General features: G+C 40.7%; 12 protein-coding genes and 1 pseudogene. 2 read left to right on the forward strand and 11 right to left on the reverse strand.

The window, feature by feature from the left end:
• Positions 1-81: 81 nt before the first annotated feature.
• Positions 82-1,788, reverse strand: coding sequence for an urease subunit alpha (ureC, locus tag GSQ19_RS24000; RefSeq protein WP_011320329.1), 1,707 nt, complete (start codon positions 1,786-1,788; stop codon positions 82-84).
• A 120-nt stretch (positions 1,789-1,908) separates the two neighbouring features.
• Here ureC and GSQ19_RS24005 point away from each other — a divergent pair, with 120 nt between their 5' ends.
• Positions 1,909-2,286: a GxxExxY protein gene (locus tag GSQ19_RS24005; protein ID WP_011320330.1), complete on the forward strand. Its 378-nt coding sequence runs from the start codon at positions 1,909-1,911 to the stop codon at positions 2,284-2,286.
• Positions 2,287-2,353: 67 nt separating this feature from the next.
• Here the strand turns inward: GSQ19_RS24005 and GSQ19_RS24010 are convergent, their stop codons facing one another.
• From GSQ19_RS24010 to groES, 9 genes and pseudogenes are all read right to left on the reverse strand, one after another.
• A complete protein-coding gene (locus tag GSQ19_RS24010) occupies positions 2,354-2,680 on the reverse strand; it encodes an urease subunit beta (protein WP_011320331.1) in 327 nt (108 codons plus the stop codon).
• An 11-nt stretch (positions 2,681-2,691) separates the two neighbouring features.
• Positions 2,692-2,994 carry an urease subunit gamma gene (ureA, locus tag GSQ19_RS24015; protein WP_011320332.1) on the reverse strand — a complete coding sequence of 101 codons (303 nt, stop codon included), beginning with the start codon at positions 2,992-2,994 and terminating at the stop codon, positions 2,692-2,694.
• A 13-nt stretch (positions 2,995-3,007) separates the two neighbouring features.
• Positions 3,008-3,847 carry an urease accessory protein UreD gene (locus GSQ19_RS24020; RefSeq protein ID WP_011320333.1) on the reverse strand — a complete coding sequence of 280 codons (840 nt, stop codon included), beginning with the start codon at positions 3,845-3,847 and terminating at the stop codon, positions 3,008-3,010.
• Between the two features lie 134 nt (positions 3,848-3,981).
• The gene (locus tag GSQ19_RS24025) at positions 3,982-6,648 is read right to left on the reverse strand and encodes a MinD/ParA family ATP-binding protein (RefSeq protein WP_011320334.1); all 2,667 of its coding nucleotides are present in this window, start codon (positions 6,646-6,648) and stop codon (positions 3,982-3,984) included.
• Between the two features lie 12 nt (positions 6,649-6,660).
• Entirely contained in the window at positions 6,661-7,101 is a 441-nt protein-coding gene (locus GSQ19_RS24030; protein WP_011320335.1) for a hypothetical protein, read from the reverse strand.
• Positions 7,102-7,320: 219 nt separating this feature from the next.
• Positions 7,321-7,725: pseudogene (locus tag GSQ19_RS24035) on the reverse strand (PIN domain-containing protein).
• Positions 7,726-8,013 (reverse strand): hypothetical protein, encoded by a 288-nt coding sequence (locus GSQ19_RS24040; RefSeq protein WP_011320336.1) that lies wholly within the window; start codon positions 8,011-8,013, stop codon positions 7,726-7,728.
• Positions 8,014-8,158: 145 nt separating this feature from the next.
• The gene (groL, locus tag GSQ19_RS24045) at positions 8,159-9,793 is read right to left on the reverse strand and encodes a chaperonin GroEL (RefSeq protein WP_011320337.1); all 1,635 of its coding nucleotides are present in this window, start codon (positions 9,791-9,793) and stop codon (positions 8,159-8,161) included.
• A 96-nt stretch (positions 9,794-9,889) separates the two neighbouring features.
• A complete protein-coding gene (gene groES / locus GSQ19_RS24050; protein ID WP_010997805.1) occupies positions 9,890-10,201 on the reverse strand; it encodes a co-chaperone GroES in 312 nt (103 codons plus the stop codon).
• 938 nt (positions 10,202-11,139) lie between these two features.
• Between groES and GSQ19_RS24055 the strand changes: the two genes are divergently transcribed.
• A complete protein-coding gene (locus GSQ19_RS24055) occupies positions 11,140-11,817 on the forward strand; it encodes a response regulator transcription factor (protein WP_010997804.1) in 678 nt (225 codons plus the stop codon).
• 173 nt (positions 11,818-11,990) lie between these two features.
• Here the strand turns inward: GSQ19_RS24055 and GSQ19_RS24060 are convergent, their stop codons facing one another.
• Positions 11,991-13,760, reverse strand: coding sequence for a calcium-binding protein (locus tag GSQ19_RS24060; protein ID WP_011320338.1), 1,770 nt, complete (start codon positions 13,758-13,760; stop codon positions 11,991-11,993).
• Positions 13,761-14,483: the final 723 nt, after the last annotated feature.

Below are 14,483 nucleotides of genomic sequence, written 5' to 3' on the forward strand. Positions count from 1 at the left end.
TTTAACTGTCGGTTTAACTCTTCGATCATAACTCCAAAACGAAATTTCAGCTAATAGTAAAGCTCTAAAAACATTAACGCTTTAAAATAAAAAATACCTCTGCGCCATTGGTAAAACCGTTGCAGGTTCACAAGTCAACAATTCCCCATCTGCTCTGACTTCATAGGTTTCGGGATCTACTTCTATATGGGGTAAAGCATCATTCAGTTTCATCTCCTGCTTAGTTAATTGGCGAGTTCCAGAAACTGCGACTGCTGATTTTCGTAAACCCAACTGCTGGGGAATGTCTCTTTCTAAAGCAGCTTGGGAAACAAAGGTTAAAGATGTGGCATTTCTCGCACCTGCAAAACTGCCAAACATGGGGCGCATATGGACAGGTTGCGGTGTGGGAATGCTGGCGTTGGCATCCCCCATCTGTGACCAAGCAATCATCCCGCCTTTAATGACTATCTCTGGCTTGACACCAAAAAATCCTGGTCGCCACAAACATAAATCGGCAAGTTTACCTGCTTCTACAGAACCTACATACTGAGAGATTCCGTGAGTAATTGCGGGGTTAATTGTGTATTTAGCAACGTATCTTTTGGCTCTTAAATTGTCTGCTTTGCCATCTCCAGCCAGGCTTCCCCGTTGTACTTTCATTTTGTGAGATGTCTGCCAAGTGCGAATTATTACTTCACCTACTCTACCCATAGCTTGGGAGTCGGAAGCAATCATACTAAATGCGCCTAAGTCGTGGAGGATATCTTCGGCGGCGATGGTTTCGCGGCGGATACGGGATTCGGCAAAAGCCACATCTTCAGCGATCGCCGGATCGAGGTGATGACATACCATTAACATATCTAGATGTTCGTCTAAGGTGTTGACGGTGTACGGACGGGTGGGGTTGGTGGAAGATGGGAGGACGTTGGCTTGTCCGCAGACTTTGATAATATCTGGTGCGTGTCCACCGCCTGCGCCTTCAGTGTGATAAGTGTGAATGGCACGATTTTTAAAGGCGGCGATGGTATCTTCAACAAATCCGGCTTCGTTGAGGGTGTCAGTGTGAATTGCCACTTGTACGTCGTATTCATCGGCTACACTCAAGCAAGTGTCAATGGTGGCGGGGGTGGTTCCCCAGTCTTCATGCAGCTTTAAACCAATTGCACCAGCGAAAATCTGTTCTGTCAGTCCTTGGGGTTGACTGGCGTTACCTTTACCTAAGAAACCTAAGTTCATAGGAAAAGCATCAGCCGCTTGCAGCATCCGGTACATATTCCAAGGGCCGGGGGTGCAGGTGGTGGCGTTGGTTCCTGTGGCTGGGCCTGTACCGCCGCCAATCATAGTAGTGATACCGGAGGCGATCGCTACTTCAATCTGCTGGGGACAAATAAAATGGATATGAGTATCAATACCGCCAGCCGTGAGAATCATTCCTTCTCCGGCTAAGGCTTCGGTTCCAGGGCCGATAATAATATCTACATGATCTTGAATATAGGGATTCCCGGCTTTCCCAATTTTAAATATCTTGCCATCTTTAATCCCAATATCTGCTTTAACTATTCCCCACCAATCGAGAATCAAAGCATTAGTAATCACTAAATCTACTGCACCATCGGCGTTAGCAATGGGAGATTGTCCCATACCATCTCGGATGACTTTACCACCACCGAATTTCACCTCATCGCCGTAGGTTGTGAAGTCTTGTTCTACTTGTATAAATAATTCTGTATCTGCCAGTCGGATGCGATCGCCTACTGTGGGGCCGTAGGTTTCTGCGTAGGCTTGGCGGGACATTCTGTAAGGCATTATACACTCCTGAGAAATGAGGTTATAGTTGAAACGCAGAGGGGAGGCAGCGCGTTGGGCGGCTTTGCCGACTTGAAGCGACTGCCGTCGCGCTGAGGTTAGCGCAGAGGGGAGAGGAGTATGGAGGAGAATGATTTAAGTGGGATGATAATTGGGTGTGGAATGAGGGTGCATACGGTGTTGGGTCCAGGGTTGTTGGAGTCGGCTTATGAGGAGTGTTTGTTTTATGAGTTGAGGCGGGAGGGATTGAGAGTGGGTAGGCAAATTCCCGTACCGCTTGTGTATAAGGAAGTGGAATTAGATTGTGTTTATCGATTGGATTTAATAGTAGAAAATAAAGTAATTGTTGAAATCAAATCTGTAGAATCTCTCAAACCCATTCACGCAGTACAACTTCTAACTTATTTAAAACTCACAAACTGCAAACTAGGACTCCTCCTTAACTTTAACGTCCTCCACCTCAAAGAAGGCATCAAACGCTTAGCCAACAACCTCTAACTCCGCGTTCCTCTCTCTTGAAAAGTTTCCTACGGAGGGAAACCCTCCTTCAGAACTTTTCGCTGCGCTAACCTCCGCGCCCCTCTGCGTTAATTTCCCCATTCACCCTCCCATTAAATCCATAAACCTCACGACTCCCAACCAAAGGAACCAACGTCACTTCCTTCTCATCCCCAGGTTCAAACCTAACCGCCGTCCCCGCAGGAATATCTAAACGCATTCCTAACGCCAATTCCCTATCAAAAATTAACCCATGATTAACTTCATAAAAATGAAAATGGGAACCAACTTGTATAGGGCGATCGCCTGCATTCGCAACACTTAATTTCACAGTATTACGACCAGCATTTAGTTCAATTTCGCCATCTGGTGTAATTATTTCCCCTGGAATCATAATTAATTAAATTAACGAATAGGATTATGCACAGTTACCAACTTTGTCCCATCAGGAAAGGTTGCTTCTACTTGTACCTCATGCACCATTTCCGCTATACCTTCCATGACATCATCTCGTGTTAAAAGAGTTGTGCCATAACTCATCAATTCTGCTACTGTATTGCCATCTCTTGCACCTTCTAAAATAGCCGCAGAAATATAAGCAACGGCTTCTGGATAATTAAGTTTTAAACCTCTATTTTTACGCCTTTCTGCTACTAAAGCGGCGGTAAAAATCAATAATTTATCTTTTTCTTGTGGTGTAAGCTGCATGATTAATTAAGAATTAAGTTTGCCACACTCTGGGTGTACATTTACTACGACTGAAAAACTCAACTCGCAGCAATTGCCAAACATCTGTAAACCAGTTTCTCACCTCAGATGTGGAAGCACCACGATATCGACATAAAAATCCATTTTCTAAACTTGTAACGCCTTTTTCGCCTTGAGTATTCCCTAAATTTCGGGCTTTGGCGATGATTTCTGTGGAAACCGCACTACCCAACCAAACTAGACTACCCACTATTGGTTGCCCAGCCAAACCATGAGGACTGTGAAAAACAGCTTCGTTCCCCGGTAGCCATTGACGGTCTATCCACAAAGGAACGCCTTGTCGCCAAATTTCTGTATGCGATCGCCATTCTCCTTGGTAGAATTTCTCTCCTCTAGCACTACGACCAAATCGCGTAATTTCCCAGCCTAAAAAATTAGCGCCAGTGGCTAATTCTACCCGTAAATCTTGGCGATAAATTGCCCCGTTAAATAAAATCGTTTCTTGCGGTAGCCATTCTAAACAAGCACCCGCATCAATTTTTATATCTATGGTTTGTCTGGCTTGTAAGCCTTCGCTGCGATATATTTTCCCTGCGGCGGCGGTGGTAATTAAAGCTTGTGCGTTGGGTTGGAGGTGGAGGTTATAAGATAAGCGATCGCCTCCCACCACACCCCCAGCCGTATGTAAAATCACGCTATGACAAACTTTTTCCCCTTCTGGATAAAAGGGACGCTGTACTTTTAGCGGTGCTTGCTGGTGATTGTAAATTAACTGGGTAGAATTTGAGCGATCGGCATAAACTAAATCAAGTTTGCCATGCCAGCCTTCTATTGGCTGTGAATTGAAAGCCATTTGTTTATATAGTTGGCAATTAATAACTAAGACGAATAATCAATCTTTAATATATGCGAATGGGAGTGTTGGCCATAGTCTCAAAGCGATCGGAGGTCATCACTAAAAAAAGTAACATAGAGTTAAACATACTTTTATACCGCACCTTGGCGAATCATCTCAAAACCATATACATATATATCCGCAACCTTATAACGTTTCTCTTTTTCGCGCCATTCAATAATGCCAATTTCACGTAAAAAAGAAGTAAATTCTTCAAAATCTGCTATGTCATGTGCAGACTCTTGCCATATAGTACGTAATTCATCTTGAGTTAAAAAGGCTGATTTATGCTTGAGAGATTCAAAAAATTTAGCCAAATCAGGATATTCCTCTCGGATCTCATCACAGCGTTTTTCTGATGCCTTCTTCAACCCTAATTCTAAAGATTTACTTCGCAGTAAACGGTCAGTAGGTGGTTGAATTGATGATTTTCCTTTATAGCTTAATTCTTGCTCTTTTGCTCCTTCTAATAATATGCTTAAACTTCGAGGAAAGGTAGTATCACTTGAGTCTGTTAATCTTTCATAAACCCATCTGGATACATATTTAGCTTTGTCTCCTGTTCTACGACGACTTCCCCAAAGTAATTCTAAGGCTTTATCAATCACTTCTTCACTAGCTTGATCAATACTTTCAACAGCAATAGGAGAGAATTTATCAACTAAGTTCTTGAAATCTTGAGATTGTATTACTTGACGCAGTGCTAATCGTAAAAAATCAACTCTAGTCCACTGTAGTAGAATATCGCGTCCATTGAAATGACTTCTGTTGTCAAAAATTAAGCGATTCCATATATCTTCTCTCAAGAAAACTTTAAATCTAATTGCTGTTAATCTGTTGGCATCACAAGACTGAATCAATTGAAATAAGCCCGTTATTGCTTGCTGTCTTACTTCTCCTGCTTGACGAAAATCTTCATCTAAATCATCGTAAAGAAACCACAGTTTTTGAGATTTATTTTTAGCTTCTTGATGAATTATGTTTATGAGATCTTTGACGATAAGCCGTAGATCAGAATGAGTAGACATTTGTAATAAAGCCTGGGTAGATTCATACTGCCATCCTTCTGTAGGTAACTTATTAATAATTTCTTTCAATCGGCTAAATTTATTATTTCTAGGGAATTTAAATAATTTTTCTTGATGACATCTCAGCAGTAAATAAGCTCTCCAAAAAGACTCCCATGTTCCATGATTTTGCTGCAAATGCCGATGGATAACTTGGAACTCATCACGAGAGGGACGGCTTTCTTTAAATCTACCATGTGCTGACAAAAATACAGTATTATCTAATCGTCCATGAGCCAGTTTCTGACCAACGCTTTTGTGTTTTAGAAAAAGCGAATACAGAGCGGTTTTACCTGTTCCCTTTCGTCCTCTTATCAAACAGGTAGTATCATCTAAGAATTTTTCAAAATCAGTGGTACGCTGAAATATTAGACCTAAATGTTCTGTATCAGCAGCATTTACTTCAGGAAATTGCAGGCTTTCAATAATAGTCCAGCGTTTTTCTGAGTTAGCTAAAACATTTTTGCGTTCGAGATCATCAGTTTCTTCATCAATCAAATTGGCAATTTTATTATAGTAATCTAGTAAAGCTGGGACAGGATAGTTGTCAGCCAAAGCAATTAGCTGTATGTAAGGAACTACTAAAGGTTCTTCTATTTTTGATTGATAATTATCTATATCTTCCTCGTTATTATTTTCATTAGTTACGATTTTTATCCTCTCAAACAAAGATTTGCAAATTTCTTTTACTTTAGATAAACCTATTTTAGTAATATCAGGTACAGGAGAAAAAACAAAATTAATTGATAATTTCTTCAGGCTTTGAAGCGATTGTAAAAGTAGTTCTATGCCCTGTTTATTTTGTTCGTTAGGGAAAAGGAAAATGATTGCTTCGTCAGCAGCTTGGATTAATGATAAAGCTCCCCATTGATTAATTCCGGTTCTCGAATCAATTAAGATAATATCTGGTTTTAATTGTTCGTAAATTTCAACCTTAAAAACAGACCAAAGACTTTGATCTCCATCAATAACAGTAGTAGCATGTAGATCATCAACCTTAGAAACATAATCAAGATTAAGAAAACCAGCAGGAACAACAAATAATCTCCCTGTAGCATTAGGTATTCTCACTTCACCAAATATTTCTGCAATTGAAATATTTGGCTTTATTCCTTCTGGTAAGTAGGAACGCTCATAAAAATAGTCAACAATTCCATATTTTGGTTGTGGTTTGAGGTTAAATGCTGTACTCAAACCTGGTGCTTCTAAATCTAAATCAACAGCTACAACTTTACGTCCCCGCTTTGCTAAAATCCAAGCAACATGAGTTAATGCTGTAGTACGTCCTACTCCTCCTTTAAAGGAATAAAAAGTTACGGTTCTGGGTAAACTAGGTTCACGCTGGAGAAGTTGAGGTTGATTTTGCGGATTTGCTGCTTGAATTGCTAAATCTTGCCACGTTTTTACTGAAGTTGTATTAAAAACCTGCGGTGCTGAAAGATTCAGTGAATCTGCTTCTTGAGGCGTATACAAGGAAATAAACCCAGCAGATAAATGAGGAACTTGTGATTTAAATAAGTTGTAAATCTGTTCTTTACGTTGAGGAATAGATAAATTAATAAATTCCTCGCTCACAACCGTCAAATTTAGTAAACCTGATGTAGAAATATTTAAATCAACCCATTCTTGTGAATTATGCACATACTGGTTTGTAATTTCTTGCTTTAGCAAAATTTGCCAATTTTCCTGCATTTGACTACCTCTTTAAAGTTGAGTAGTTTGCTTCTGTAACCACCCTTTGAGACTCTGATAGGATTTTAACCAGCGTTTGTAACTTTCATCATCAGGCTCAAGGCCAGAATAACGCATATCTATAAAATTTTGACTATTTGGATTTTCCACTTCATCAAGCCACTTTCGTACTTCAGGAAAATTAGCAATTCTAGATTTAAGTCGATTGTGCCGGTTTAATGCTTCTATGTAACTATGTCCAGGATTAGTAATAGTATGCCCAGGATTAGTAGAATCTGTCTTCCATTCCTGAGTTGCACCCCTTGGTAAGTTAGCAAAAATCATGGCTTTTAATAAACACTCAATGGTTACACCTCCAAAGTGCATAGCTGCTACTCTTCTTTCTGAGTCCTTTCTACATAATATTTCAGTATCAAGGTGACGCTGCATAAAAGCGGCTTGGTAATCTTCCATACTTAGTAAACTTAGAGTTCAAACTGTAACAGTATATTATTCACTAGAAATTCCCTTAACATAATCAATCGGTTATTTTATTTTTACAAAAACCTGAAATTTGACATAAAAAACACCAACCTCAGCTTAGGTTTTAGGTAAGTCAGTTACATAATGTTTTGAACAATCAAGAAATGATTTGTAATAATACGAATTACAGACTACTACAGTTAAAATCAACTAATTAATGAGCCAATTGTCTAACTGTAAATCTTTCACTCTAGTCAAATCGGAATCATGAGAGAATAAAATTAAATCATGAGTTATAGCGGTTGCAGCTATCAATATATCTGCATCCTGAATAATTTGACCTCGGCTGGCTAAATCAGCATGAATTTCTGAGGCTTTTTCAAAAATCTTGATATCATCTAAAAATAAAATAGGATAATCTTGGCAAAATTGTTGAAATAAAACTAGTTTCTTTGTAGCATTGCTTCTTAAAAGTCCTCTTTGAACTTCATAGTAAGTTATGCCACTAATGCTAATAAATTGACCTTGGCGACGTATTTATGTAATTTTTAATCCTATTTCAATATTTTGTTTCAGTGATGCGGAAACAATATTAGTATCTAATAAATAACCCATCTAACCTCGTCTTACAGATTCATCAAAGATTTGCATTTGCTCTGGAGTCAAATCATTTAGCATTCCTGAAACTAAATTCAAAGACAAAATACTTTTAATACGCTTCGTTAATTCCTCTTCAGAGATACTTTCCAGATCAGGAACAACAGATGGATCAAAAGTGCGATTAATCATTGCAATCATTTCCTGTTTATTTAAGTTTTCCTGATAAAGATGATTATTGTCAATTAAGGTTTTGACAATTTCAGTTAATCTTTGAGAATTAGATTGATGATTAATCAAACTCATAGTTAAATTTTCTCAGAAAATATATCTATTGGTTAAATCCTATGTTAACAGGTTCCATTCTTCTGGAAAGGTAAGAGTTAACAAAAAAATAGCCACTTCCACTAGGGAAGCAGCTATTTTTTTTAACTTATCTGACTACAGAATATTAGTAATCGAAGTCACCGCCGCCAGCACCAGCGCCAGCAGGAGCAGCATCCTTGGGTTCTGGTTTGTCAACAACGATGCACTCGGTTGTTAACACCATTCCAGCGATGGAAGCAGCGTTTTGCAGTGCAGAACGTGTTACCTTCGCGGGGTCAACGATACCAGCCTCGAACATATCTACAAATTCGTTGGTAGCCGCGTTGAAACCAACGTTGAATGCTTTTTCTTTGACGCGTTCAGCAATTACAGCGCCGTTTTGACCAGCGTTTTCCGCAATTCTCTTGAGAGGCGCGGGTAATGCACGAGCGACAATCAAAGCACCAGTCAACTCTTCATCTTTGAGGTTGCTGTTAGCCCAAACTTCCAATTCAGGAGTGAGGTGAGCTAGGGTTGTACCGCCACCAGGAACGATACCTTCTTCTACAGCCGCCTTGGTAGCGTTGATAGCGTCTTCTAGGCGAAGTTTCTTGTCTTTCATTTCGGTTTCGGTAGCTGCACCAACTTTAACTACAGCTACACCACCAGAAAGTTTAGCCAAACGTTCTTGTAGTTTTTCTTTGTCGTAGGAAGATTCAGTTTCTTCCATTTGACGACGAATTTGTTCTACACGACCTTTAACAGCAACGTCGTTACCTTCAGCAACAATTGTGGTGCTGTCTTTGGTGATGGTGATGCGGCGAGCTTTACCCAAGCTTTCCAGCTTGGTGTTTTCTAGCTTCAGACCAGCATCTTCGGTGATTAGTTGACCGCCGGTGAGGATAGCGATATCTTCTAGCATAGCCTTACGGCGATCGCCGAAGCCAGGAGCCTTCACAGCAGCTACGTTGAGTACACCGCGTAAACGGTTAACTACTAGGGTTGCTAGAGCTTCTTTTTCAATATCTTCAGCGATAATCACCAGAGGACGACCAGCACGAGCTACTTGCTCTAGAACTGGTACTAAATCTTGGACGAGAGCAATTTTCTTATCGGTCAACAACAAGAAAGGCTCATCGAAAATCGCTTCCATCCGCTCTGGGTCGGTAGCGAAGTAGGGGGAAATATAGCCTTTGTCAAAGCGCATCCCTTCGGTGATTTCCAATTCGGTAGTTACAGACTTACCTTCTTCTAGAGAGATAACGCCTTCCTTACCTACTTTGTCCATTGCTTCGGCAATCATCTGACCGACTTCATCGTCGTTACCAGCAGAGATTGACCCAACTTGAGCGATGGATTTAGAATCTTCTACAGGACGGGCGTGTTCTTTGATTCTGTCAACCAAGAAGCCGGTAGCTTTATCAATACCGCGCTTCAACAGAATTGCGTTAGCACCAGCCGCTACGTTCCGCAAACCTTCTTTCACAATGGCATGAGCCAAAACGGTTGCGGTGGTTGTACCGTCACCTGCTGCATCGTTGGTTTTGGAAGCTGCTTGGCGAATCAAAGCAACGCCAGTGTTTTCAATATGATCTTCTAATTCTATTTCTTTAGCGATGGTTACACCGTCATTAACGATTTGCGGCGCACCAAATTTTTTCTCTAATACTACGTTACGACCTTTGGGGCCAAGGGTAACAGCTACAGCCTCAGCCAGGATATCAATGCCTCGCTCTAGAGCGCGACGAGCGTTTTCGTTGTAGATAATGCGCTTTGCCATAGGTGTCTAAATCTCAGGAAGTTAAATCAAGTTTTGTGTCGTGAAATTTGATCATCAGTAAATAGGTATTGCGATTACCTATTACCTAATTACCCATTAGCCAACGACTGCTAGAATGTCTTTTTCAGACAGTAGGACGTATTCTTCGGTTCCCAGCTTGACATCGGTGCCAGCGTACTTGGAGTACAGCACTTTATCGCCAACTTTTACTTCCAATTCTTGACGGCTACCGTCGTCATTCCGTTTGCCTGCTCCAAGAGCAACTACTTCACCTACTTGGGGTTTTTCCTTAGCGGTGTCGGGCAAATACAAACCACCTGCGGTCTTTTCTTCAGAGGCGCTCACTTTTACGAAAACGCGATCGCCTAAAGGTTTAACGGTGGATACGCTTAGAGATACTGCTGCCATATTTAATTTCTCCAGAGTTAGCACTCTCAACTCCTGAGTGCTAATCTACCGAAGAATAGCCCCTAATGGCAATATTTACGTGTGTACGGGTTTCCGAACTAGAATAATTGGGGAGTGGGGAGTAGTGGTTTAGCAGGCTTTCCATTAAAAATTACAAATTAAGTAGCTAGCTTCTTGCTTTTGGTGAGTATTACGAATTACAACTAAGAAGTCATCATCTATACGTTCCTCGACAAGCCCGTAAGTACTAATACTCAATTATTCGTATTTTTCAGGTTCTTTTCTGTAAGTAATGAATATTTTTATATGGACAACTTTATTTGCAAACTGGGGAAATTGTTATAGAACAGTAATCAGGGAGACGCTCAATGAGTAACAATACAGTGATGTAGTGCAACAAAACTCAAGCTCATAGCTTGCTAGTTTGTTGTTCTAGATCGATAATAGTTGTCTAACCGGAAGTGTCTGGTATCGCCAAGCAAACCCGGAGGTTATTGAGCGGATCGTCCAAAAACACTTGGTAGGCATAATGGTGGCGCAAGAATCAGCATTTTTAACCCATCCTTTGCCAACAACTCCCTTACTTGCTTGTGAACATCTAAACAAAGGCTGAACATCAGAAGGGTATTGTAGAGCAGTAAGCCGATGAAAACGCGGGTTGTGTTGCAGCTAGGGTCATCTTAAGCCAATACTTACTTGTGAACTAGAAAGATTATTATTTAATCAGTGTATTTTCACCCGCCACTTTCAAAGGGATATATAATAGCGCATTATAATACTATTGCTCTGCGTATCCTTACTAGAATATTGCCAATGCACTGGTGTGTCATCGAAAGTGAAAACCACTTTTAAGACTCCAAGGAAGAAAGGGCAACTTAAGTGGGAAAAATGACAACATCTCAACAATCCACCATAAAGGATAACCATTCAAGACCTTGATGGATCGAAGCGCGACAAGTGCCACTGCTATGAAAGAGCCCAGCATGAAAGATCACAAACGACTTCTATTGATTGATGATGACCCTAACCTCATCTTGCTGGTGAAGGACTACTTGGAATTCAGAGGATATGAAGTCATCACGGCGGAAAACGGACGAGAAGCTCTGGAAATTCTCGAACATGATGTTCCAGATATGATCATCTGTGACGTGATGATGCCAGAAATGGACGGATATACCTTTGTTGAACAAGTCCGGCAAAACGAACGCACCAGTTGGATTCCTGTTTTGTTCCTATCAGCAAAAGGACAAAGTGCAGACCGAGTTAAAGGTCTCAACAAAGGTGCAGATGTTTATATGGTCAAGCCTTTTGAACCAGAAGAACTCGTAGCACAAGTAGAATCTTCACTGAAACAAACTATCCGTTGGAAGGAACACCAAGCCAAAGGCGGGGAAAACGGTTCTCGCATCCAGGTTCCCTTCGATGTGCAGTTAACCCCAACCGAATTGAAGGTAGTGCAGTTTGTAGCTAGAGGTCTAGCTAACCGGGAAATTGCTGAAGAATTAAATGTTAGTCAGCGCACCGTTGAAAGCCATGTGTCCAATATGTTGGGCAAAACCAATCTCCACAACCGCACCGAACTAGCACGGTGGGCGATTGAAAATCAAATGGCTTAAATAGCTATCAGCATTCAGCCGTCAGCTTTGAAAAATTAACTGACAGCTGACAGCTGATAGCTTAAATTATTTGTTTGGTAATGGGTAATGGCTCATAGGTAATTGTTTTAGCGGATGTTAAGATTTTCCACAAGGATATGAGAAGAATCCCTCATTCCCTATTTTAAGAATAATCAAACCACTACAAAATTGCTGACACTCAGTGAAGGTACACCATATAGTTGGGCAATTTGTACCTGATGGAATCCGCTACCGTTACCATCTTGGTCAAAGTAAAGCGCTCCATTACTTGTGTCGTAAATAAATCGTTGGTCATTTGTGGTAGCAACTGTGCCGAGGGTAAACTGACCAGCAGAGAGTGAATCTGGTGATAAGCCACCACCGAAACCCACGGCACATATTTGAATGCGGTCAAGATGATCGAAGTTGTAGATACGATCAATACCCTCGTTATAATTTTTGAAAACAAAGGTATCCTCATTTAAACCACCAATCAGGATATCATTACCTCCACCGCCGATTAGCTTATTCTTGGCACGGGCAGACCCAACATCTAAGATATCATTACCTGCACCGCCATCCAGAATGTGAGTATTGATGATAAAGCGGCTGCTGGAGCCTTTGGCAGATAGATAATCGTCTCCGTCACCACCATCTAGTGTATGGGGGCCAACTGAATAGTCTGCGTAAAGGGAATCATTACCTGCACCTCCATAAAGGAAGTTGTTACCATAGGAACCGCTAACATCCAAGGTATCATCACCTGCTCCACCAATTAGAGTCTGACTGGCGTTGAAGAAGTAGGAATAATTATTCGTAGCAGACAGATAATCATTGCCATCTCCACCATCTAATAAGTTCGTTCCAGCAGTATCGTTTGCATATAAAGAGTCGTTTCCTGCGCCACCATAGACAGTATTGTTATTACGTGAATTGCCTCTAATACTTAAGATGTCATTACCTGCACCGCCATTGAGGGTGTCATTACCTCCACTACCGCCATCAATGATATCGTCGCTGTTGCCCCCGACAATAATGTCATCATAGGCTGTACCTATGATTTTCAATTGTTCGATATTTTTGTAGCGGATTTGATTGGTGTCGGCGGTAATTAAACCTTGCTTGGTGGTAGTGTTGAAACTTGAGGTGATGCCAGCGATCGCACTACTATAGTCAATGCACAAGTAATCATAGCCTGTTCCGCCATCAACTGTTTGAGTTGCCAAGGGATGCACAACTGTGTTTGCATCTGGGCTACTAATATAGAAAGAGTCGTTACCACTACCACCATTGAGAGTGTTAGAACCCTGAACTCCATAGGCATAAAAAATATCATTTCCGTTTCCACCTGAAACTATATTTTTGCCTTTCCATTGATAACTAATATCAAGGATGTCATTTCCATCACCTCCATCGAGAATGTTATTCCCAGCAGACAAATCAACTCCGAGATAATCGTCTCCACTTCCACCCCGGAGGCTATTATTTCCTTGGGAATAGCGAGCATAAAGTTGATCATTTCCAGAACCACCATCTAAGATATTCTTTCCATAAGAAAAGCGAACATCTAAAATATCGTTTCCAGCTCCACCCTTGAGGGTGTTATCTCCACTGGAACTATAAACGTAAATTTCATCATTTCCCTCTCCACCATCTAAAAGGTTGTTCCCAGTGGAGTTACCTGCATCTAAGGTATCATCGCCTGCTTCACCGTAGAGGCTATTATTACCTTCTTCTCCGTTTAAATTGTCATTACCTTCACCACCATAGAGTTTGTCATTACCTAAGCCGCCATAGAGTTTGTCATTATCTAAGCCACCATAGAGATAGTCATCACCTAAGCCGCCATAGAGATAGTCGTATCCCGCAAATCCTTTGATAGTGTCGCTCTCATCACCACCGTAGAGATAGTCATTGCTATTTGTTCCACAAATAATTGTCATAAATTTGGCTCCCTGTAAATCAAATCTGTATGCTATTTTGAAGTTTTAAATTGGCAATTTAGTCCTGTTTTATGCACTCATAATTAGTTAAGAGTTGGCACAATCAGCACGCTTTATGTCATCTTTAGGTACGATAACTTATGTATGAATATCCACCCTGTTGATGGGCTTAACGGTAATACTTGTCTAGCTGTTTGGACAAATGTTTACAGCAGATTGCAACTAGAGTAAGTATGGAATTTATAACTCTCAGATAGAGAGTCAAAGTGTTTTAATTCTGTTAGATTGAGCTTGGTATTAGGGTGTTTTGACTGCTAATTTCTGAATTCTTTTGTATATCCGGCGAAGTGTATACTGACCATGAATGAATCAAGAATATTCAGTCATCTTAGGTTCTTAATTTATGACCTTCTGACGAAAGGTAACCCAATATTTACGTTGTTTTGTTAGGTGGTAATGCGCTGAACCAAACCCACTTTTCAATTTTGAGAACGCGCACTAGAAATTAGAGGTTAGGATATACCTCATGTAATTGGGAACTGTTATGAGAAGGTGATTAAGACTAAGCTGATTCGGTCAGAATTTAGCAAAACGAATACACAGAACACCTAATTAAGTTCATACCGTATATTTATTCATGAGTCTATAGTTGTATAGACATATTTACATATCATTCATAAAACTTATATTACGTGGTGTGCAACTTTCTCTCAAACCTAACCC

The sequence above is a fragment of the Trichormus variabilis 0441 genome (assembly GCF_009856605.1).
Classification (GTDB): Bacteria; Cyanobacteriota; Cyanobacteriia; order Cyanobacteriales; family Nostocaceae; genus Trichormus; species Trichormus variabilis.